Annotated in this window: 16 protein-coding genes; 8 read left to right on the forward strand and 8 right to left on the reverse strand. The window is 64.2% G+C overall.

Annotation, left to right across the window (positions count from 1 at the left end; all coding sequences use genetic code 11):
- Window positions 1-30: 30 nt before the first annotated feature.
- Together chrA and AC5ZG1_RS21100 are read right to left on the reverse strand one after the other, a co-directional pair.
- Window positions 31-1,422, reverse strand: coding sequence for a chromate efflux transporter (gene chrA / locus AC5ZG1_RS21095; RefSeq protein WP_496133967.1), 1,392 nt, complete (start codon window positions 1,420-1,422; stop codon window positions 31-33).
- Window positions 1,419-2,237, reverse strand: coding sequence for a chromate resistance protein ChrB domain-containing protein (locus AC5ZG1_RS21100; protein ID WP_496133968.1), 819 nt, complete (start codon window positions 2,235-2,237; stop codon window positions 1,419-1,421). The genes chrA and AC5ZG1_RS21100 overlap by 4 nt, the downstream gene beginning before the upstream one ends.
- A 396-nt stretch (window positions 2,238-2,633) precedes the next feature.
- On the opposite strand from AC5ZG1_RS21100, the gene AC5ZG1_RS21105 reads away from it, so the two are divergent.
- The 4 genes from AC5ZG1_RS21105 (at window position 2,634) to AC5ZG1_RS21120 (ending at window position 9,333) form a co-directional block, all read left to right on the forward strand.
- Entirely contained in the window at window positions 2,634-3,011 is a 378-nt protein-coding gene (locus AC5ZG1_RS21105; protein ID WP_496133969.1) for a DUF2946 family protein, read from the forward strand.
- 198 nt (window positions 3,012-3,209) lie between these two features.
- On the forward strand, window positions 3,210-5,510 hold the full coding sequence (locus AC5ZG1_RS21110) for a TonB-dependent receptor (protein WP_496133970.1): 2,301 nt from the start codon (window positions 3,210-3,212) through the stop codon (window positions 5,508-5,510).
- Window positions 5,511-5,774: 264 nt separating this feature from the next.
- Window positions 5,775-6,365 (forward strand): GNAT family N-acetyltransferase, encoded by a 591-nt coding sequence (locus AC5ZG1_RS21115; RefSeq protein ID WP_130227456.1) that lies wholly within the window; start codon window positions 5,775-5,777, stop codon window positions 6,363-6,365.
- Window positions 6,366-6,681: 316 nt separating this feature from the next.
- Window positions 6,682-9,333, forward strand: coding sequence for a flavin-containing monooxygenase (locus AC5ZG1_RS21120; RefSeq protein WP_496133971.1), 2,652 nt, complete (start codon window positions 6,682-6,684; stop codon window positions 9,331-9,333).
- A gap of 99 nt (window positions 9,334-9,432) precedes the next feature.
- On the opposite strand, the gene AC5ZG1_RS21125 is transcribed toward AC5ZG1_RS21120, so the two are convergent.
- Window positions 9,433-10,491, reverse strand: a complete 1,059-nt coding sequence (locus tag AC5ZG1_RS21125; protein ID WP_496133972.1) for an AI-2E family transporter — start codon at window positions 10,489-10,491, stop codon at window positions 9,433-9,435.
- A gap of 241 nt (window positions 10,492-10,732) precedes the next feature.
- On the opposite strand from AC5ZG1_RS21125, the gene AC5ZG1_RS21130 reads away from it, so the two are divergent.
- The gene (locus AC5ZG1_RS21130) at window positions 10,733-12,025 is read left to right on the forward strand and encodes an MFS transporter (RefSeq protein WP_496133973.1); all 1,293 of its coding nucleotides are present in this window, start codon (window positions 10,733-10,735) and stop codon (window positions 12,023-12,025) included.
- A gap of 25 nt (window positions 12,026-12,050) precedes the next feature.
- Here the strand turns inward: AC5ZG1_RS21130 and AC5ZG1_RS21135 are convergent, their stop codons facing one another.
- The 4 genes from AC5ZG1_RS21135 to AC5ZG1_RS21150 form a co-directional block, all read right to left on the reverse strand.
- Window positions 12,051-15,242, reverse strand: a complete 3,192-nt coding sequence (locus AC5ZG1_RS21135; RefSeq protein WP_496133974.1) for an efflux RND transporter permease subunit — start codon at window positions 15,240-15,242, stop codon at window positions 12,051-12,053.
- A complete protein-coding gene (locus AC5ZG1_RS21140) occupies window positions 15,239-16,531 on the reverse strand; it encodes an efflux RND transporter periplasmic adaptor subunit (protein ID WP_496133975.1) in 1,293 nt (430 codons plus the stop codon). Before AC5ZG1_RS21140 ends, AC5ZG1_RS21135 begins: the two co-directional genes overlap by 4 nt.
- Complete coding sequence (locus tag AC5ZG1_RS21145) at window positions 16,528-16,935, reverse strand: FixH family protein (protein WP_464344337.1); 408 nt, start codon at window positions 16,933-16,935, stop codon at window positions 16,528-16,530. The genes AC5ZG1_RS21140 and AC5ZG1_RS21145 overlap by 4 nt, the downstream gene beginning before the upstream one ends.
- Window positions 16,936-17,034: 99 nt before the next feature.
- Window positions 17,035-17,394 carry a hypothetical protein gene (locus AC5ZG1_RS21150; protein WP_456642752.1) on the reverse strand — a complete coding sequence of 120 codons (360 nt, stop codon included), beginning with the start codon at window positions 17,392-17,394 and terminating at the stop codon, window positions 17,035-17,037.
- Between the two features lie 205 nt (window positions 17,395-17,599).
- On the opposite strand from AC5ZG1_RS21150, the gene AC5ZG1_RS21155 reads away from it, so the two are divergent.
- On the forward strand, window positions 17,600-18,898 hold the full coding sequence (locus AC5ZG1_RS21155; RefSeq protein ID WP_496133976.1) for an MFS transporter: 1,299 nt from the start codon (window positions 17,600-17,602) through the stop codon (window positions 18,896-18,898).
- A gap of 212 nt (window positions 18,899-19,110) precedes the next feature.
- On the opposite strand, the gene AC5ZG1_RS21160 is transcribed toward AC5ZG1_RS21155, so the two are convergent.
- Window positions 19,111-19,659, reverse strand: a complete 549-nt coding sequence (locus tag AC5ZG1_RS21160; RefSeq protein ID WP_130227448.1) for a cupin domain-containing protein — start codon at window positions 19,657-19,659, stop codon at window positions 19,111-19,113.
- Between the two features lie 147 nt (window positions 19,660-19,806).
- Between AC5ZG1_RS21160 and aptA the strand changes: the two genes are divergently transcribed.
- Window positions 19,807-21,135, forward strand: coding sequence for an omega-aminotransferase AptA (gene aptA / locus AC5ZG1_RS21165; protein ID WP_456642750.1), 1,329 nt, complete (start codon window positions 19,807-19,809; stop codon window positions 21,133-21,135).
- Between the two features lie 67 nt (window positions 21,136-21,202).
- Entirely contained in the window at window positions 21,203-22,468 is a 1,266-nt protein-coding gene (locus tag AC5ZG1_RS21170) for a D-amino acid dehydrogenase (protein WP_496133977.1), read from the forward strand.
- The last annotated feature ends 29 nt before the right edge of the window (window positions 22,469-22,497 follow it).

The following is a 22,497-nucleotide window of genomic DNA, read 5'->3' on the forward strand; positions in this document are numbered from 1 at the left end:
TCATTCGGCTCGCCGCCACATGCGCTTCGGTCAGATAATGCCAGTCAGGCGCCACAGGACGCCGGTGATGCAGGACGCTGCGAGGACGAAAAGCATTCCTACATTGAAGCGAAAAATCGCAGTCGCCGCCGCGAGCGACAGCGCAAGCGCCGGCCAATCCACGCTGCGCAGTACCGGCGCATCGAAGAAGAGACCGAAGCCTTGCACCGGAAAAGTCTGCCGGAAGATCGTGTGCAGCGCGAACCAGATGGAGAGATTGAGAATGACGCCGACGACCGCGGCGGTGATCGCCGAGAGTGCGCCGGCGAGCGCCTTGTTGCCGCGTAACGCCTCGATGTAGGGCGCCCCGACGAAGATCCAGAGAAAGCACGGCGTGAAAGTGACCCAGGTCGCGAGCAATCCGCCGAGTGTGCCGGCCAGCATCGGGGACAGCCCGCTCGCCTCACGGAACGCGGCCATGAAGCCCACGAACTGGACCACCATGATGAGCGGCCCCGGCGTGGTCTCTGCCATTCCGAGGCCGTCGAGCATCTCGCGCGGGGTTACCCAGTGATAGTATTCGGCGGCCTGTTGCGCGACGTAGGCCAGCACGGCGTAAGCCCCGCCGAACGTCACCATCGCCATCTTGCTGAAGAAGATCGCTATCTGGCTGAACACATCGCTCGGTCCCAGGGCAATAAGCAAGGCGAAGACAGGAACAAGCCAGAGCGCAAGCCATGCCGCGCCCACACGCAGGGTGCGCGCGGCATTCGGCCGGACGTGATCCGGCACAGCTTCGCCGAGCATGCTGTCGATCACGGCAGAACTCTTTCCGCCGTGTTCGAGGGCTGCGAACTCCGGCCTTCCGAGCCGCGCGCCAACGAAGCCGGTGATGGCGGCGGCAACGATGATGACCGGAAACGGCACCCCGAAGAAGAAGATTGCGATGAAGGCAATCGCCGCCAACGCAACCATGACCGGATTGCGGAGCGCACGCCTGCCGACGCGGACCACCGCCTGGATCACGATGGCGAGCACCGCCGCCTTCAGGCCGAAGAACAGCGCCTCGACGAAGCCGACATTGCCGTAGGCAGCGTAGATGTAGCTCAGCGCCATGATGGCGAAAACGCCAGGCAGGATGAATAGGCCTCCCGCCACGATCCCGCCGACGGTCCGGTGCAGGAGCCAGCCGATATAGGTTGCAAGCTGCTGCGCCTCCGGTCCGGGCAGCAGCATGCAGTAGTTGAGCGCGTGCAGGAAGCGCGCTTCCGAAATCCAGTTCTTCTCCTCGACGAGGATACGATGCATCACCGCGATCTGCCCGGCCGGGCCGCCGAAGCTCAAGATCGCGACGCGCAGCCAGACAGCGAGCGCATCGGCAAAAGAGATGCCGTGCACCTCGTTGTGCGAAGTGGCCTTCGATTCGGCGGTGAGCGCGGTCATGGCTTCACCTTGCTGGTCGGCCAGTTGTGGGTCTCCTTGGTTGCGTCGCGGCACCAGCGGTAGAAGGCATCGTAGAGAAGCATGCCGGCGTTGAGCTGTTCGAGGTCGTCGTCGTACATGCGCGACAGGCCGAGCGAGACCGCGAGCAGGCCCGGCGCCTCCGGAGAAAGATCGAGACGCGCGGTGTCGGCCCCGCGCACCATGACGGCCAGCCGCTCCAGTGCAGGCGTCGACAGGCCGAATTCCTGCACCATCACGTCGAACGTGCAGAGTTCGCCGCGGTGGCTCCAGAACACATTCTCGATGTCGAACGGCGTTGCCGCGAAGCGCTCGCCGACCGCGGCGACTTCCGCAGGAGCGACGAACAGGAAGACCGCGGCGGGATCGACGAAGCGGCGGATCAGCCAGGGACAGGCGATGCGATCGATCTTAGGCCGCGATCGCGTCACCCAGACGGTGCGCCCGCGCCCGTCACGCTGCGGAATCCTGTCGGCGGGCACGGTGGGCAGTTCCGCCTGCTTCCAGCCGAGATGGCCGCCTTCGAGGATTTCCGCCGCGATGCCGTTGTGACGGAGCCAGGCGGCGGCGCCTTCTGAGAGCTTCTCGCCCTTGTTGCAGATGACGATGGCCGACCGTCCGGCCAGCTCTCGTGCCCAGTCGTTGATGTCGAGATGCGAGCGGCGCGTCGCGCCCGGGATCAGGCGCGGGTCCGCCGCGAAGTCCTCATCGAGGCGGACATCGATCAGAACAGGCGCACCGGCGGTGCCGATCCGTCGTGAAAGCTTGTCAGGGGAAATGGATGTGTATGAAGACATGCTGCGTCCCTCATCGTTAAGGACGCGATACTTGGGCATGTCGCCTCGCGGGGAGATCGCTTAATCCCCGGAAGGCGAAATAAACTCCTTGCGGCCGGCCATGTCAATCGATGCCGCGATGCGTCGGTAGTCCTGACGAATCCTTGATCTGATGGTTCCGACCGGTTCCGCGCCACTCGACGCTCCCGCGGCCAATCTGGCGGCGGCCTGATGCAGCGAACCGGCTCGCCATGCGGTGTCTGCAATACTCTCAATTGTCGGCAGTGTGAGCTAGATCAAAGATACCTCCCTGCCGATCTGCGACACGTAGATTCGCGACGAGGAAATGCGGTGGCCGAAATGCCTTATCTCGACTCTGAAACCCTCGGGTGTTAGGAACTTGATGGGGTGGGGCTGATGCGGCAGCGGTTGCAAAGATTTCTTCCGATCGTTCTGATCGCGCTGGCGGTTCAGGTTCTGGCGCCGATCGCCACCTGCTGGGCCGCGGCCATCGCCATTTCCGATCCGGTCGGCTTTGCTGAAATCTGTCACAGCGATTCAGTCGCGTCGGCAGCAAACGCCAATCGAGATGCCAGCCAGCGCGCGCATGGCATCGCCTGTCTGATTTGCTGCGCGGCTCAGGCAAATGCGTCATTTGATGCGCCGCAGGCCATCGTGTTCGCGACGCCATATCGGCAACCGGTCCGGATGGTCTGGCACGCGCGCAGACATACCGATGTCGCCTCCCGCGCAGGCTCCAACACGCAGGCGCGCGCACCGCCTTCGATGTCGTAAGGCGAGCCGGCGCCGCCGCTTCGACAATTCATCGAAACGCGACGCCTTTTCCTTCAACCAACATGCATCGCTCGATCGCCGTCCTCGACGGCGCGCGAAGGCATGTCCCGATTTCGTTTGCCTGTCCGGCCCGATCGCCGGGCAGGGGCGTCACCCCTATGCGCGGCGATGCCGCGCCACACCCGAGTCCTTATCATCATGAGCAAGCCTTCGTCCGGCCTTGGCCGATCCACTCTCTACCTGTCCAGCGCCCTCATCTCATCGGCGCTGACCGCCACCATCACGCTGGCGCCGCCGGCCGTGACGAGCGTCGCGGCACAGTCGGCCCATACGCTTCCCCCGGTCGACGTTGCCGCACCGCATCGACGACATTCCGCGCATCAACGATCGAACGCGCGTCGTCCGACGAGTCCCGCGGCGGGCCATCTCGCGGAGGCATCCCAGCGCCCGGCCGAGTATCCGCCGCAGCCTGCGGGCAACGCGACTGTGACGGCGCGGACCGCGTTCGATCGGGGTCTGTCGACCAGCGATTCAGCTTCGCTCGTCACGGAATTGCCGGGAGGTGCGGTGTGGGGCGCCGGCGGCGTATCGAGCCTGCCCGCGATCAACGGGTTCGGCGCCGACCGGGTCCAGGTCGCGATCAACAGCATGTTGATCAGCCCCGCATGTCCGAACGAAATGAATCCGCCGCTGTCTTTCGTCAATCCCACCATGATCGCGAAGATGCGAGCCTATCTCGGCATCGCGCCGGTCAGCACCGGCGGCGACTACATCGGGGCGCGCATCGACGTCACGACCGCGTCTCCTGTGTTCGCGAACGATCCGTCCGGGTGGCTATCGACCGCAACCGTCTCAGGCTTCTTCCGCAGCAACGGCAATGCCTACGGCGTCGATGCCACCGCAACGCTCGCTAGTCGTGATACCAGCGTCACCTACACCGGCGGCTGGGTGCGCTCCGGCAACTACAAGGCGGGCGACGGCAGCACTATCAAATCGACGCTCTACGAGACCCAGAACCACGCGCTCAGCATTTCCAAGCGTACCTTTGGCAACCTGTTCACGTTCCAGGTCGGCGGCCAGTTCATCCCCTATCAGGGCTACGTCAATCAGTACATGGACATGGTCTACAACCGCGGCCTGTACGCGAACGGCCGTTACGAAGGAGACTTCGACTGGGGCAAGTTGGAGGCCAGCGCGTTCGTCCATCAGATCCGGCATACGATGGGCTTCATTGCGCCGGACAAGACCGGCGACATGCCGATGGACACCGATGGGATCGATGGCGGATACGCCGTCAAAGCCACGTTCGCGGCGTCCAACATCGACCTGCTGCGGGTCGGCAATGAGCTGACGCTCAACCGGATTGACGACTGGTGGGATCCGGTTGCGGGCTCGATGATGATGGGGCCGAACAGCTTCATCAACCTCAATGGTGGCCAGCGCGACCGCGTCGGCACCTTCGCCGAATGGGAGCGGCACTGGGACCGCAACTGGACCACCATCGTCGGCTTGCGCAACGACGTGGTGTGGATGAACACCGGTGACGTCCATGGGTACAATGCGATGATGTATGGCGCGGATGCCGCCGCCTTCAATGCCCAGGATCGGGCCCGGACCGACGTTCATTTCGATGGCTCCGCCCTGGTGCGCTATGAGCCCGATCAGTTCAGCCATTACGAACTCGGCTTTGCGCGCAAGACACGCTCGCCGAACCTCTACGAACGCTATGCCTGGTCGACCAACGCCATGGCCATGCAGATGATCGGGTGGTTCGGCGACGGCAACGGCTATGTCGGCAATCTCGACCTGAAGCCGGAAAAGGCGCACACGGTGAGCTTCACCGCAGGTTGGCACGATCCGGCGCACAAGATCTGGAGCTTCAGCGTCACTCCCTATGCGAGCTACGTCCAGGACTATATCGACGTCGATCGCTGCGCGACCGGCAGTTGCCTTGCCAACAATCCGGACAACCTCACCGCCACCACTGGCTTCGTCTATCTGCGTTTCGCCAACCACGACGCTACGCTGTATGGCGTGAACCTCGAAGGCCGGCTCGCTTTGTGGGACAATGCGAGCTACGGCCGGGGCGAGCTGCGCGGAACGCTCGGCTATGTGCGCGGCCGGCGGCAGGACGGCGTCGACCTCTACCACGTGATGCCGATCAACGCGAAGCTTGCGTTCGAGCACGCAATTGGCGGCTGGACCAACGGCATCGAACTGCAGCTCGTCGGCTCCAAGGACCAGGTCAGCCAGGTTCACAACGAACTGACGACGCCTTCCTACGCGCTGGTCAATCTGCGCACCGGCTATCAATGGCAGCACGTCCGGATCGATCTCGGTATCGACAATTTGTTCGATCAGAATTACTACCTGCCGCTCGGCGGCGCCGATCTGGTCGACTACAAGGTGGTCTCGATGATGGGATCGTCGGCGGCCTATGGCTACAATGTCAAAGGGCCGGGGCGCTCGATCAACGGCCGGCTGACGGTTAGTTTCTGAATCCTTGGCGAGGCGACGCGGTTTTCCGCGTCGCCGACGCGCATTTCGCGGACGAACCGCTAGAGCATTTTCGGTTCTGATTGCATCAGAACCGAAGCTCTAGATTCTTGTTTTGACGCGTTTTCTTCACGCGAACCGGTTTCCACTTCGCTCGAAAACGCTCTCACGCACGTCTTGTTGACCGCCTCTCCCGATTGACGCCCCAGATTTGTGGTTCGATGTTGGTCTTGAACCTGGCAATGGGGCCGCGATGGAGGTGTTGTGATGAGTCCGGCGAACGCAGTTTCTGGTCCCGTCGTAACTGCTGTTGCGCCCGCCGATATCGAGCGGGCCATTTCCGTTTTGGTGCTTGCCTTCAGCGCCGATCCGGTGACGCGTTGGGCCTATCCGGATCCGGATCAGTATCTCGCATCTTTCCCGGCCCTGGTGCGCGCATTCGGCGGCCGCGCCTTTGAGCAGGACACGGCGCGCTGTGTCGACGATTATGCAGGCGCGGCACTGTGGCTGCCGCCGGGCATCGAACCCGACGAGGCGGCGCTCGCAGCGACCATGCCGGCCGGGCGAGAGTCCGAGATGGCTGCGGTTTTCGAAGGGATGGCGGCCTATCATCCCAAGGAAACTCATTGGTATCTGCCGCTGATCGGCGTCGATCCGGCGCATCGACGCAAAGGCCGTGGTGGGGCATTGCTGGGGGACGCCGTTCGGCTGTTCGATCGGGATCATGTCGCGGCCTATCTTGAATCCACCAACCCGGCCAACATCCCGCTGTATCAGCGACACGGCTTCGAGGTCCTCGGCACGATCCAGGTAGGGGCATCGCCGCCGCTGTTTCCAATGCTGCGCCGGGCTCGCTGACGGCGCCGGTTCACCAACGTTAAGTCCAATCCGGGCCACGGCTTCTACCTCATCCCGAGGAGGCCGCACTGCGGCCGTCTCGAGGGATGAGTTCCGGGCGAGATCGGGGCCTCATGGTTCTCAAGGCGATGCGAAGCATCGTCCGGAGACGCGCGAAGACGCGCTCCTCACCATGAGGGTCTGTCATCGCGCTCGACTGTTTCCCAACAAGAACAAAGAGTAGCTGCAGCGCACCAACCAAAGATTGAATTGTCCGATGACAAGCCGAGGGAAGCAGATGTAGCCTCACGAAAAATCAAATGCACGGGAGGATGGCATGCCAGACGCAATGGTTGCAGCACGTGCTTCTGAGGCGACAAACGGCACGGCGCAACAGGTCGACGTCGCAGTGGTAGGGGCCGGCTTTGCGGGTCTCTATCTCTTACACCGGTTGGCCAAGGCCGGCTTCACGACGGTGGCATTGGAGGAGGCCGGCGACGTCGGCGGCACCTGGTACTGGAACCGCTATCCCGGCGCACGTTGCGACATTCAGACCATCGACTACAGCTACACGTTCGATCCGGAGCTGGAACGCGCGTGGCAATGGTCGGAGAAATACGCGACGCAGCCTGAAATCCTGCGCTATCTCGGCTTCGTCGCTGATCGTTATGATCTCAGGCGCCATATCCGCTTTGGCACCAAAGTCACGGCGGCGATGTGGGATGAGTCCATCGAACGCTGGCTGCTCACGACAGACAATGGCGCAGCCGTCTCCTGCCGCAATTACATCATGGCCACGGGCTGTCTCTCGTCGCCCAAGCCGCCGGAGATCGATGGCGTCAAGGAGTTCAAGGGCGACGTCTATTTCACCAGCCGCTGGCCGCATGACGGCGTCGATCTTGCCGGCAAGCGCGTCGCGGTCATCGGCACGGGATCGTCGGGGATCCAGTCGATCCCGTTGATCGCGGAGCAGGCGGCGCATCTCACGGTTTTCCAGCGCACGCCGAATTTCGCACTGCCCGCGCACAACGGCCCTCGGCCGGCTGATCGGCTTTCCATGCTGGAGGCCGATCGCGCCGGCTACCGCGAGCAGGCGCGCTGGTCGCTCACGGGCGTGCCATATCCGCAGCAAACTGTCGTCAGCTGGCAGTTGAGCGATGCCGAGCGGCGCGAGCGCTTCGAAAAGGCGTGGGCCGCCGGCGATCTCGTTCACGTGCTCACGCAACTCTGGGCCGACCAGGGCGTGGACGTCGATGGGAACGCGCTGGTCAGCGAACTGATTCACGAGAAGATCCGTGCGGCCGTGAAGGATCCTGATACGGCCGAGGCGCTCACTCCGCACGATCATCCGTTCGGCGCCAAGCGTCCCTGCCTCGATACCAACTATTACGCCACCTATAACCGTCCCAACGTCACGCTAGTGAATTTGAGGCAGGAGCCGATCAAGGAGATCACCGCGACCGGCATCACGACCGACAAGCGCAGCTTCGATCTCGATGTGATCGTGTTCGCCACCGGCTTCGATGCCATGACCGGCGCCATCAAGGCCGTGCATCCGATCACGGGGCGTGATGGAAAATCGCTGTCCGACGTCTGGGCTCAGGGACCGCAGACCTATCTCGGGCTCACCGTTGCCGGATTTCCCAATTTGTTCATGATCACGGGGCCGGGCAGCCCGTCGGTGCTGTCGAACATGGCGGTGTCGATCGAGCAGCACATCGACTGGGTGGTCGATCGATTGACCGCATTGCGCGAAGCGGGCTTCACCACGATGGAAGCCACCGAGACGGCGCAGGCCGGCTGGGCGCGGCACATGGCCGACTGCGCGACGGTCACGCTGCACCGGCTCGCCAACACCTGGTACACGGGCGCGAACGTTCCGGGCAAGGCGCGCGGCGTGATGCCCTATACCGGCGGCGTCGGCCCGTATCGCAGCATCTGCAACGAGATCGTCAGCCGCGGCATGCTCGGCTTCAGGCTCACGGGTCCCAACGTTGCCGAGCAATGCAATGACGGCGAGGTCGTTCGCCTGCAGCCGGATGTGCGGCTGGTGCTGAACCTGCTGGCGGATATGAAGTTGCCGCCGATCGAGTCCCTCGGCGCCCAGGGCGCGCGCGACTTCCTCGACGAGTTCAACAAGGGCCGTCCCGCGGGCCGGCCGGTCGGCGAGATCGTCGACGGCACGCTTCCCGGCAATGACGGTCCGCTGCCTTATCGGCTCTATCGGCCGGCGACGCCGGGACCGCATCCGATCGTGGTCTATTTCCACGGCGGCGGCTGGGTGCTCGGCGACGAGCAATCGGACGAACCGTTCTGCCGCGACATGTGCCGGCGCAGCGGAATGATCTTCGTCAGCGTCGGCTATCGGCATGCACCCTGGCACCGCTTCCCGACGGCAGCGGAGGACGGCTTTGCCGCGACGCGCTGGATTGCCGAGAATGCGCCCGAGCTCGGCGGTGCGCCAGGACCGGTGCTGGTCGCCGGCTGGAGTGCCGGTGCCAACATCGCGGCGGTCACCTGCCAATTGGCGCGCGATCGCGGCGGCCCTGAGATTGCGGGCCAGCTCCTGCTGACCCCGGTCACCGACTGCACGTTCGAAAGGCCGTCGTATGCCGAGAATGCGACGGACTATTTCGTGACGCGTTCGCTGATGTATTGGTTCTGGGATCTCTACTGCTCGCCCGGCGACCGCACCGATCCGCGCGCCTCGCCGCTACGCGGCAAGCTGGAGGGCTTGCCTCCGGCCTTCGTGGTGACCTGCGAGTTCGACCCGCTGCGTGACGAGGGCATGGCGTATGCCGAAGCGCTCGCCGCTGCCGGCGTGCCGGTCGAGCAGCTCAACGCGCGAGGTCACTTCCACTGTTCCTTCACCATGGTCGACGTGATCATCACCGGCGTCAGCGGACGTGTACGGATGGCCGAAGCCTTGCGCCGGTTTGCCGGGCTGAGTGACGAGGGGAGAGTGCCTATCGCCGTGGCCGCGGAGTAGCGAGACAAGGAGTAGGATGGGTAGAGCGAAGCGAAACCCATCGCGATGGAGCAAGCGGCATGAATGATGGGTTTCGCTGCGCTCTACCCATCCTACGCGCTACGCGTTATCGCCTGACGTCCGCCTCGATGTGGCGAAGATTTCCCAGCTCACCATGAAGATGGCGGCGATCAACGGGCCGATGACGAAGCCGTTCAGACCGAAGACTTCGATTCCGCCCAGCGTGGAGATCAGCACGACGTAATCGGGCAGCTTGGTGCCCTTGCCGACCAGGAAGGGACGCAGCAGATTGTCCACCAGGCCGATGACGAGCACGCCATAGGCAATAAGACCGAGGCCCTGCCATATGGCGCCGGTGGCCAGGAAATAGATGGCAACAGGAATCCAGACCAGTCCGGCGCCGATCGCCGGCAATAGCGACAGGAAGGCCATCAGCACGGCCCACAAGATCGGCGCATGAACGCCCAAGAACCAGAACGCCAGTCCGCCGAGCGCGCCCTGGGCCATCGCGACCAGCACGCCACCCTTGACGGTGGCGCGGACGACATCGGCGAAGCGCGTGAACAGCGCGGACTTCCGATCGGCCTCGAGTGGAACGGCCTCCCTGATCCTATCAGCCACTGCCTTGCCGTCGCGCAACAGGAAAAACAGAAGATACAGCATGATGCCCAGGCTGATGACGAAATCGAATGTGTTCATCCCGATGCTGAGCGCCTGAGGCGCCAGGACCTGTCCGCCCTTCATGAGGCCGGACGTCAACGTTTCGCGCAGGGCCGAAAGATCGCCCAGGTTGAAGCGATCCAGCCAGCCGGTCGCCCACGCAGGCAGCGCATCGAAAACCCGCTGGACATAGGCGGAGAAGTTGTACTCCCCGGACTGGATCTTTGCGTAAAGACCGGCAGCTTCTCGAGCCAGGGAGGTCGCGATGATCGCGAGCGGCAGCAGCACCATCGCGATGATAAGCAGGACCGTGATCGAGGCGGCGAGGGTCTCCCTTCCGCCCACCGATCTCAATATCCTCCGGTTGGCCGGCGCAAAGATGACGGCCACGACGATGGCCCAGAGCACCGCGCCATAGAACGGCTGCAGGATCCAGGCGAACGCCAGGGTGACGACGAACAGCAGCAGCAGGAAACCCTGGTCTTCAATCCTTCGCACGGCCGTCTCGCTTTCACCTTTGCTGCGCCGCTGTCGATACAACGAACCCGGCGCCGACTTTGTTCACGGCCTGTATATTGCTTTATTGCGTCCCGGTCCCCTCGAAAAAATCGCGCTCGCCTGCGCACGGCGTCGCAGCCCGCTGCCATTCTCCCACAAGATGCCTCCGTCCCATTTGCCGGAGATGTCGCATCGTACAAACGCGGTCATAGTCCGCCCGAAAAAGAAACGTGGAGGAAACATGACCGAGAGTGCCGTTGAGATGATAGCGTCGGAGGTCGCGGAGGGCGGGGCGGTATCGCCCAGGAAAGTGTTCTGGGCGACCTGGTCCGGATGGATGCTCGATGGCTTCGACTCCTCCATGTACAGCTACATCCTGGTCGGCGCGCTCTCGGAATTGTTGCCGGCGAGCGGGATCGAGGCGAATCACGCCAATATCGGCATTTATGGCGGCCTCCTGTTCTCGATCTTCATGCTCGGCTGGGCTTGCTCGATGGTGTGGGGCTGGGCGGCTGACCGCTATGGCCGGGTCCGGATCATGTGCTGGACGGTGCTGGTCTATTCGTTGTTCACGGCACTGTGCGGTCTTGCGACCGGCGTCGTCATGTTCGCCCTGTTTCGCTTCATGGCCGGTTTCGGTGTCGGCGGCGAATGGGCGGCGGGCACGCCGCTGCTGCAGGAATCCGTGCCCGAACACACAAGGGTGCGGCTCGCTGGCTGGCTGCACACGGCAACGCCGACCGGACTGTTTCTCGCCGCAGCCGTCACGCTGATCGGGGGAAGCCTGCTCGGCTGGCGCGGCATGTTCATGCTCGGCATCTTGCCTGCGCTCTTGATCGCGTACTTGCGCAGAAATATTCCTGAGCCGGCGCACAGCCGCGCATCCAGGACGAAGACCTCGCTTGCGGCGCTGTTCTCGGGCGCGCAAGCGCGCACCACATGGGCGGCAGCGCTGATGATGGCCTGCATCATCTTCGGCCTATGGTCATCCAACTTCTGGGCGCCGACGGTCATCATCACCAAGCTCACCGCGGCGGGCGCGACGCCAGCGCATGCGCAGCAGATGGGCGCGGTGGCCGGTCTCATCACCAATGTCGGCACGCTGGCCGGTTGCCTGCTGATGCCCTGGATCACCGGCTATCTCGCGAGCCGCCGCCGGACGGCGGTGCTGTTCTTCATCGGCTCGCTGATCTCGGTGGTGGTGAGCTACGAGATCGCCATCGCGCGTCTCGACAATCTCGCGCTGTTCCTGGTCCTGCTTCCCGTGCTCGGCTTCTTCACCAACGGCGTGTTTGGCCTGTTCACGATCTGGCTGCCGGAGATGTTTCCGACCGCCTTGCGGGGATCCGGCTCCGGCTTCGCCTTCAGCATGGGACGCGTATTGGGCGCGGCCGGCCCGACCCTGATCGGCGCGCTCGCCGCAAAGACCGGGAGCTATCCGCTCGCGATCTCGCTGCTGTCGCTGATCTACGTGGTCGGCCTGCCCTTCATCGCGATGGCGCCCGAGACGGCGGGGAAGCCGCTGGCAAGATGAGGTCAGGCGCGCGCTTCGGCTCGCGTCATTCGGCCGGCTCCGGAACGCGCGCCTTGCTCGCCGTCGCCGGTGCTGCGGCCGGCGGCAGTGATTGGTCCTGATCGTCGGAAGGCAGGCCGAAGCCTTTGACGATGCCGAAGATCGCGGGGATCACGATCAGCGTCAGCAGCGTCGAGGAGACCATGCCACCGATCATGGGCACCGCGATCCGCTGCATGATCTCCGAGCCCGTGCCGGTGCTCCACATGATCGGCAGCAGTCCGGCCATGATCGCAACCACCGTCATCATCTTCGGCCGCACGCGCTCGACCGCGCCTTCCATGATGGCATCGCGCAGGTCGGCCCTAGTCAACGCGCGTCCCTCGACGGCGCGACGCTCCCTGATCTCGGCCAGCGCCTGGTTGAGATAGATCAGCATCACGACGCCGGTCTCGGCGGCAACGCCCGCGAGCGCAATGAAGCCGACCGCGACGGCAACCGAAAGGTTGAAGCCGAGCCACCACATCAGCCAGAGACCGCCGACCAGCGCGAAAGGCAGCGACAGCATGACAACGCCCGTCTCGGTGACCGAGCGGAAGTTGAGGTAGAGCAGGAGGAAGATGATCAGGAGCGTTGCCGGCACGACGATCTTCAGGCGGGCCATCGCGCGTTCGAGATATTCGTACTGGCCGCTCCAGATCACATAATAGCCCGGCGGAAACTGGACGCTTGCCTGCACCGCATGCTGCGCCTCAGTGACGTAGCCGCCGAGGTCGCGGTCGCGGATGTCGACATAGATGTAGGTCGCAAGCTGCCCGTTCTCGGTGCGGATCGAGGTCGGCCCGCGTGCCGGCTGGATGGTCGCGACCTCGCCGAGCGGCACCGCGCCTCCCGCCGGCATCGGCACCAGGACGTCGCTCCCGATCGCCTTCGGATTGTCACGGAGATCGCGCGGATAGCGCATATTGACAGTGAAGCGCTGCCGGCCTTCGACTGTCGTCGTCACCGTCTGTCCGCCGAGCGCGGTTGCGATCGTATCCTGTACGTCCTGGACCGACATGCCGTAGCGCGCGAGCGCCGTGCGGTCCGGCGTGATCTCGAGATAATAGCCGCCGATGCCGCGCTCGGCATAAGCCGATGATGTTCCCGGGACTGCCTTCAGAACCTGCTCGATCTGCTTGGCGAGACGATCGATCTCGACCAGGTCGGTACCAACGACTTTCACGCCGATCGGCGTGCGGATGCCGGTCGAAAGCATGTCGATGCGCGCCTTGATCGGCATGGTCCAGGCGTTGGAGACACCTGGGAACTGCAGCGCCTTGTCCATCTCCGCGATCAGGCTGTCTACGGTGACTCCCGCCCGCCATTGCTCCTTGGGCTTGAGGTTGACGATGGTCTCGAACATCTCGGTCGGCGCGGGATCGGTCGCGGTCGCCGCCCGTCCGGCCTTGCCGTAGACTGAGGCAACTTCGGGGAACGAGCGGATGATGCGGTCCTGCATCTGCATCAGCTCGGCGGCTTTTGTCACGGAGATGCCGGGCAGCGTGGTCGGCATGTAGAGCAGGGTGCCTTCGTTCAGGTTCGGCATGAATTCGGTGCCAAGCTGCCGCGCCGGCCAGACCGTCACAGTGAGGACGGCGAGCGCGAGCAGCACGACCAGCGTCTTGGCACGCAATACGCCCTTGATGATGGGCCGATAGATCCAGATCAGGAAGCGGTTGATCGGATTCTTGTGCTCCGGAACGATCTTGCCGCGGACGAAGATCACCATCAGCGCCGGCACCAGCGTGACCGAGAGCAGCGCGGCGGCCGCCATCGCAAACGTCTTGGTGAAGGCAAGCGGGCTGAACAGACGGCCCTCCTGCGATTCCAGCGTGAAGATCGGCATGAAGGAGACGGTGATGATCAATAGGCTGAAGAACAGCGCCGGCCCGACTTCGGCGGCGGCGTCGATCAGGATCGAGACGCGGGACTGGCCGGGCCTGGCCCGCTCGAGATGCTTGTGGGCGTTCTCGATCATGACGATGGCGGCGTCCACCATGGCGCCGATCGCAATGGCGATGCCGCCGAGACTCATGATGTTGGAGCCGATGCCGAGCAGCTTCATCGCGCCGAACGCCATCAGCACGCCGACCGGCAGCATCAGGATCGCGACCAGCGCGCTGCGGACATGGAGCAGGAACACGATGCAGACGACGGCGACGACGATGCTCTCCTCGACCAGCGTGTGCTTCAAGGTATCGATGGCGGCATTGATCAGGTTCGAGCGGTCGTAGACCGGCACGATCTCGACCGATTTCGGCAGGCTGGTTGCGATCTCCTTGAAACGCTTCTTGACGTTCTCGATGACGTCGAGCGCATTGACGCCGAAGCGTTGCAGCACGATGCCGCTTGCAACCTCGCCCTCGCCATTGAGCTCGGCGATGCCGCGCCGCTCGTCGGGGCCGAGCTCGACGCGGGCGACATCGCGCAGCAGCACGGGCGTGCCGTTGGTGGCCTTGAGCACGATATTGCCGAGGTCGTTGACATCCTTGATGTAGCCCTTGCCGCGGATGACGTATTCGAATTCGGACAATTCGACGGTGCGGCCGCCGACATCGGCGTTGCTGGCGCGGATCGCCTCGCGCATCCTTTGCATGGTGATGCCGCGGTCGCGCATCCGCTGCGGATCGAGGATCACGTTGTACTGCTTCACGAAGCCGCCGATGCTGGCGACCTCTGCGACACCTTCGGCCTTGGCGAGCGCGAATTTCAGATTCCAGTCCTGGATCGTGCGGGTGTCGGCGAGGTTCAGCTCTTTCGAGATCACGGCGTATTGGTAAACCCAGCCGACGCCCGTCGCGTCGGGCCCGATCGTCGGCGTTACGCCGGCCGGCAGGCGCGAGGATGCGCCATTGAGGAATTCGAGCACGCGCGAGCGCGCCCAATAGATGTCGGTGCCGTCTTCGAAGATCACATAGACGAAGGAGACGCCGAAGAACGAGAAGCCGCGCACCACCTTCGACTTCGGCACCGTCAGCATTGCTGATGTCAAGGGATAGGTGACCTGGTCCTCGATCACCTGCGGCGCCTGGCCCGGATATTCGGTGTAGACGATCACCTGGGTGTCAGAGAGGTCAGGGATGGCATCGAGCGGCAGATGAAGGAGCGCATAGAGCCCGGCCGCCGCGGCGAAGCCGGTGCCGAACAGCACCAGCACGAGGTTACGTGCCGACCAGGCGATGAGGCGGGCGATCATGGCTGTCCTCCCATGCCGCTGGTCGAGGATGTTTCCTGCACACTGCGTGCATCGGAAAAGCCCTTCAGTGCCGCCTTGAGATTGCTCTCGGCGTCGATCAGGAAATTGGCCGAGGTCACGACGATGTCGTCTTCGCTGACACCCTCCGTGATCTCGACATAGCCGCCGCCGCGATGTCCGACCTTGACCTCGCGCGGCTCGAACCGGCCGCCGCCCTTGTCGATGATGACCGTCTGCCGGCTGCCGGTGTCGAGCACGGAGCTGTCGGGTACGGCGATCACGGGGTTCTGGCTGCCGACTTCGATCTCAGCATCGACATACATGTCGGGAAGCAGCGCGAGGTCGGCATTGTCGAGTTCGATCCGGAGGCGGACGGTGCGCGTGTCGCGGTTCACCTGCGGATAGATCACGCTGACCTTGCCGGCGAAAGCGCGGCCCGGAAAGCTACGGGCGCGCACGGTGACGGGCTGGCCGACAGCCACGCCGCCGACATCGCGTTCCGCCACTTCGACCACCGCCCAGACCAGCGAGGTGTCGGCCACACGAAACAGCACGTCGCCGGGCTGCGCACGCATGCCCTCGATCGCATTGCGCTCCAGCACGATGCCGTCGCGCGGCGCCGACCATTCGATCACGATCGGGACGGCCTTGGTCTTTTCCATCGTCGCGATGGCGGCTTCCGGCACGTCGAGATTCATCAGCCGCTGCCGCGAGCCGCGGCCATAGCTTTCGATCGTCGCCGTGGTCTTCGAGGTGATGGTGGCGAGATATTCGGCGGCGGCCGATGAGACCGCGGGGCTATAGATCTCCATTAGCGGCAGGCCTTTTGTCACCCGGTTGCCGGTGGTCACATTGGCGACCTTCTGCACATAGCTTTCGGCGCGCATGGCGATGACGGAGACGCGGCGCTCGTCGAGCTGGATCGTCCCCGGTGCACGCACCAATGTGCTGACGATATGGAGCATCACCGGCTCGGACTTGACGCCGGTGCGCTGGATCCGGCCCGGCGACAGCCTGATCGAGCCGTCGTCGGTCTCCTCGCCGTCGTAGACGGGGATGTAGTCCATCCCCATCGAGTCCTTCTTCGGTGTCGGCGAGGTATCCGGCAGCCCCATCGGGTTGCGGTAGTACTTGATCTTGCGGGCGTTCGCAGGCGGGCCGCTTTCGGCGGCGACCGCGTGCGAGACGGTGTAACCCGCGAGCTTCGACGGAAGTCCGCCGGCGAAAATGGCGAGACCCGCCGCTGCGAAGGTCGCAGCGGCGGCGCCGATCATGATGGCGCGGGTCATTTCTGCGCCGTGACGACGAGCTTGTTTTCGACCGCGCCGGTTTCGCCCTGCACCTTGGCGCCGAGCGAAAGCTGCCACCGGCCGGCCATGCCCAGGGTGGCCTTGAACTTGTACAGTCCGGGCTCGCCGCCGGGCACGGCGGTAACCTTGGTCGCCATCTCCTGCATGCCGTCGGGGGCCATATCCAGCCGCGTGGCGAAGATCACGGCATCCGGCACCGGCTTGCCGGTCTTCTTGTTGACCAGCCGAACCGTGATGATCTTGTCCGCTCCCGCCTGGACGGTCTGATCGACCAGTTGGAATTCGTAGTCCTTGATCTCGGCCCGCGCGGTGCCGGCCGTGCCCAGCATGGCCATGCCGATGAGCGCTGCCGAGACGGCGCGCTTGGTGTTGAACGATTTCATTTTTCCATTCCTCGATTGCTTTGGTCTGCTGCTCGCGCAGCACGTGTCATCCGCGCGGCGTCTCAAGCCACGCGGCAGCGCTCGGCGCCGTGACGCCGGTCAGGCCAAAGTTCGAGGGGGGTGGTCGGGAGGTGGGCGCGCCAGCCCGTCTGCGATGATGTCGTTGAGCGGACGGAGCTGTTCGCCCGGCCGTCGGATCACGTCCACCATGCTGGTCGATGGGCCGGCCAGCATGACCTGCATCATGCAGATCGCAACCAGCGGACAATCCTGGCAAGCCGGACTCTTCTCTTTGTCCGGGCAGCAGGGCATGTCCGCCATGTCCTGATCGTCCGCCATCTGCATGCCAGCGGACGACAGCATATGCTCCGCCGCGGCCGGGGTGGCGAGCGGCGCCAGGGTCAGGCTTGCCGTCACCAGCAGCGCGACCAGGAGCTTGAGCAGTTGGCGGATATCCACGGTGCGAGTTTCGCATAGTTGGATGGTTGCTGGAAGGGCCCTATTGCTCACGAAGTTGGTGGCAGCGTGAGAATGCCGTCATTCCGGGATGCGCCGTGAGGCGCAGGCCCGGAATCCATTGGGCCGCAGGCACGGTGGTGAAGTGGATTCCGGGTTCTCGCTGCGCGAGCCCCGGAATGACGGGAGTGGCGGAGGGCATTTCCGCATGCCCAATATTTCGCCAAAGCGCTTGACCAGGAGGCAATTCGCGACGAAGTTTGGCCTCGCCGTGGAAATTCCTTCTCAGATCAGCCCAAATTCGGACCAGTTCATTCCCGATTCGCGCCGGGCATGGCTGCGGCTCGCTGTCGCCGTGGTGATCGGCGCGCTCGGCAGCGTCGGTATGTGGTCCGTGGTGGTGGCGCTGCCGGTGGTGCAGGGGGATTTCGCCGCCACGCGAGGGACCGCCTCGCTCGCATTCACCCTCGTCATGATCGGCTTCGGCTCGGGCGGGGTTTTGACCGGCAAGATCACCGATCGCTACGGCATCGTCACCGCGATCGGGCTCGGGATCGGCATCCTCGGGCTCGGCTATATTGGCGCCGGCTACTCGCCGTCGATCTGGTCGTTCATCCTGTTTCATTTCGCGATCGGACTGTCGTCATCGGCGACCTTCGGGCCGTTGATGGCGGAAGCCTCGCACTGGTTCGACCGCTACCGCGGACTCGCGGTCGCGATCGCCGCCAGCGGCAACTATATCGGCGGCACGATCTGGCCGCCGCTGGTGAATCTCGGCATGCAGCAGTTCGGCTGGCGCACCACGCATGTCGCGATCGGCATCTTCACGGCGGTGGCGATGACGGTCGCGCTGTTGGTGCTGCGGCGCCTGACGGGCGCGGCGAGCCGGCGCAGCCATCTCAACGCGGCGCCGCCGCGCGTCAATGTGCGGCTCTCCACCAACGCGCTGACGGCGATCCTGTCGCTGGCCGCGATCGCCTGCTGCGTGGCGATGGCGATGCCGCAGGTGCATATCGTCGCCTATTGCGGCGACCTTGGCTATGGCGTGGCGCGCGGCGCCGAGATGCTGTCCCTGATGCTCGGCTTCGGCATCATCAGCCGCATCGGCTCCGGCTTTCTCGCCGACCGGATCGGCGGCATCCGTACGCTGCTGCTCGGCTCGGTCGCGCAGGGCACGGCGCTGCTGTTCTATTTATTCTTCGACAGCCTGACCTCGCTCTACATCATCTCGGCGATGTTCGGCCTGTTCCAGGGCGGCATCGTGCCGAGCTACGCCATCATCATCCGCGAGGCGATGCCGGCCGCGGAGGCCGCCACCCGGGTGGGCATCGTGATCTTCGCCTCGGTGATCGGCATGTCGCTGGGCGGCTATATTTCCGGGGTGATCTTCGATGCCACCGGCTCCTACGCCGCCGCCTTCGCCAACGGGCTCGCCTGGAACGCGCTCAACGTCACCATCATGCTGATGCTGCTGATCCGCTCGCGGCAGCGGCTGGCGATGGCCTAGGCCTACCATCCTTTCGGATTTGATCGAGCGCAAAGCACTGCGGCGGCAATCCGCTAGCTTTTCTCCATCAGCCACGGAGAGAAGCCATGACCCTCGATACCATCCTGGTCGTTATTGGCGTGACGGCGATATTCGTGACGATCGCTGCGGCCATCGCCTGGGGCGACAAGCAGACCCGGAATCTGTGAGGCGCCGCGCGGCGCCTGCCACGTTCAGAACGTCGGCGGGGTGCAGGCGCTGATCACCTCGCAGGGCTTGCCGCCGACGCAGCGAAAGCGATGCGGGCGGCGGCTTTCGAAATAATAGGCGTCGCCGGGATTGAGGATGCGGCGCTCGTCATCGACGGTGACCTCGAGCTTGCCGGAGACCACGATGCCGCCTTCCTCCCCGTCATGCACCAGCGGCACGCGGCCGGTGTCGCTGCCGGGCTCGTAGCGCTCTTTCAGGATCTGCAGGCTGCGGCCGAACAGATTGTCGCCGACCTGGCGATAGGAGATCGGCTTCTTGCCGATCTCGGTCAGTTCGTCGGAGCGGTAGAACACCTTGCGGCGGCGCTCCGGCTCAAGCGCGAAGAATTCCGCCAGTCCCATCGGAATTCCATCGAGGATGCGCTTCAGCGCCCCGACGGATGGGTTCATCTGGTTGGACTCGATCAGCGAGATCGTCGAATTGGTGACGCCGGACCGCTTGGCGAGTTCGCGCTGCGACAGCTTCTGCTGCGCGCGAATGAATCGCAGCCGGCCACCGATATCGACGCTCATGGAGAGAATCCCTGTTGCAGGTGTTGCGGATCGCGCAAATATGCCGCGTCCGCCCCAACGAGATCAATGGGTTGCGGCGGCCCAGAAAAGGGCTTGTTGCGCGTTTGGGAGCATGTTCGGCTGCGGCGTCAGCAGTGGAGCGACGCCGTGACCGTTCATCAGATTCCGAACACCATCAAGCTCGATTCGTTCTGGATGCCGTTCACGGCCAACCGGCAGTTCAAGGAGACGCCGCGGCTGTTCGCCTCCGCCGAGGGCATGTATTACACCAGCGTCGATGGGCGGAAGGTGATCGACGGCTCGGCCGGGCTCTGGTGCGTCAATGCCGGCCACGGCCGCAAGCAGATTGCTGCAGCGGTCGAGCGGCAGTTGATGACGCTGGACTTCGCGCCGTCGTTCCAGATGGGCCATCCGATCGCGTTCGATTTCGCCGAACGCCTCGCCGCGCTGGCGCCCACGGGATTGGACCGCGTCTTCTTCACCAATTCGGGATCGGAATCGGTCGATACCGCGCTGAAAATCGCGCTCGCCTATCACCGCGCCGCCGGCCAGCCGACCCGCACGCGCCTGATTGGCCGCGAGCGCGGCTATCACGGCGTCGGTTTTGGCGGCATGTCCGTGGGCGGCATGGTGGCCAACCGCCGCGCCTTCGCGACTCATCTGCCCGGTGTCGACCATATCCGCCACACCTATGATCTCGCCCGCAACGCGTTTGCAAAGGATCAGCCGGAGCACGGCGCCGAACTCGCCGACGACGTCGAGCGGCTGGTGGCGCTGCACGGTGCCGAGACCATCGCAGCCGTCATCGTCGAGCCGGTGCCGGGTTCGACCGCGGTGCTGCCGCCGCCGAAGGGCTATCTGCAGCGGCTGCGCGAATTGTGCGACAAGCACGGCATTCTGCTGATCTTCGACGAAGTCATCACCGGGTTCGGCCGGCTCGGCACGCCGTTCGCGTCGCAGTTCTTCGGCGTGACGCCTGACCTGATGACGACCGCCAAGGGCATCACCAACGGCACCGTTCCCTGCGGCGCGGTGTTCGCCAGCCGTAAGATCTACGACGGACTGATGACCGGGCCGGAAAGCCAGATCGAGTTGTTCCACGGCTACACCTATTCGGCGCATCCGGTGGCCTGCGCCGCCGGCCTTGCCACGCTCGACATCTACAAGGACGAAGGCCTGCTGACGCGCGGCGCTTCGCTCGCCGAATACTGGCGCGATGCGCTGCATCAGCTCAAGGGGCTGCCGAACGTGATCGACATCCGCAATGTCGGCCTGATGGGCGCCATCGAAGTGGCACCGCGCAAGGACGCGATTGGTGCACGCGGCTATGACATGATGGTCGATTGTTTCAATCGCGGCCTCTACCTCCGCCAGAGCGGCGACTCCTTGGCGATGTCGCCGCCTTTGATCGTCGAGCGCAGTCATATCGACGAGATCGTGTCGATCCTCGGCGACGTCATCAAGCGCGTAGCCTGACCTTGCTCCAGCCGTTGCGGAGATTATTTGCAGCGGCAAGTCATGCCGCGGCGGGAGCCTGAAAAGCGTGAAAGTCATCATCCTCGGCAGCGGCGTCATCGGCGTCACGTCAGCCTATTATCTCGCGCGCGCCGGTCATGAGGTGACGGTTGTCGACCGCCAGCCCAAGCCCGCGCTGGAAACCTCTTTTGCCAATGCCGGCGAAGTCTCGCCCGGCTACTCTTCGCCATGGGCCGGTCCCGGCGTGCCGATCAAGGCCATCAAATGGCTGTTGATGAAGCACGGTCCGCTGGTGGTTCGCCCGAAGCCCGATCCCGCGATGTGGATCTGGCTGCTCAAGATGCTGCGCAACTGCACCGCGGAGCGGTACGCGGTCAACAAGAGCCGGATGATCCCGATCGCGGAATATAGCCGCGACTGCCTGCGCGCGTTGCGCAGCGAGATCGGCATCCCATATGACGAGCGTTCCCGCGGCACGCTGCAATTGTTCCGCTACGCCGCCCAGCTCGACCACACCGCCGATGACATTGCGGTGCTCAAGCAATATGGCGTTCCGTTCGAGGTGCTCGATCGCGAAGGCTGCATTGCCGCCGAGCCGGCGCTCGCCGCGGTGAAGGAGAAGATCGCCGGCGGACTGCAGCTGCCGCAGGACGAGACCGGCGATTGCCACATGTTTACGCAGGCTCTCGCGCTTGAGGCCGAAAAGCTCGGCGTGCGCTTCGAATTCAACGTCGCCATTGATGGCTTGATCGCCGACGCCTCGCGCGTCACCGGCGTTGCGACCAGCAAGGGCGTGCTGCGGGCCGACGCCTATGTCGTCGCGCTCGGAAGCTGGTCGCCGCGACTGCTCAGGCCGCTCGGCATTTCGCTGCCGGTGTATCCGGTGAAAGGCTATTCGATCACGGTGCCGATCGTAGATGCCAGCGGCGCGCCGGAATCGACCGTCATGGACGAGAGCTACAAGGTCGCGATCACGCGGCTCGGCGAGCGCATCCGCGTCGGCGGCACCGCGGAGATTTCAGGCTATTCCGACAAGCTTTATGCGGCGCGTCGGGCGACGCTCGATCATTCGCTGACAGATCTGTTTCCGCGTGGCGGCGATCTTGCCAAGGCGACGTTCTGGAGTGGCCTGCGCCCGATGACGCCGGATGGACCGCCGGTGATCGGCGCGACACGCTACAGCAATCTCCATCTCAACAGCGGCCATGGCACGCTTGGCTGGACCATGGCCTGCGGCTCGGGCAGGGTGCTGGCAGACCTCTTGTCCGGACGCAAGCCGGAGATCGATGTGAGCGAGCTGTCGATCACGCGCTACGATCATAGATTTGGGTGAGTTGCACTGTCGTCATTGCGAGGAGCGAA

It is taken from the genome of Bradyrhizobium sp. Leo78 (assembly GCF_059512425.1).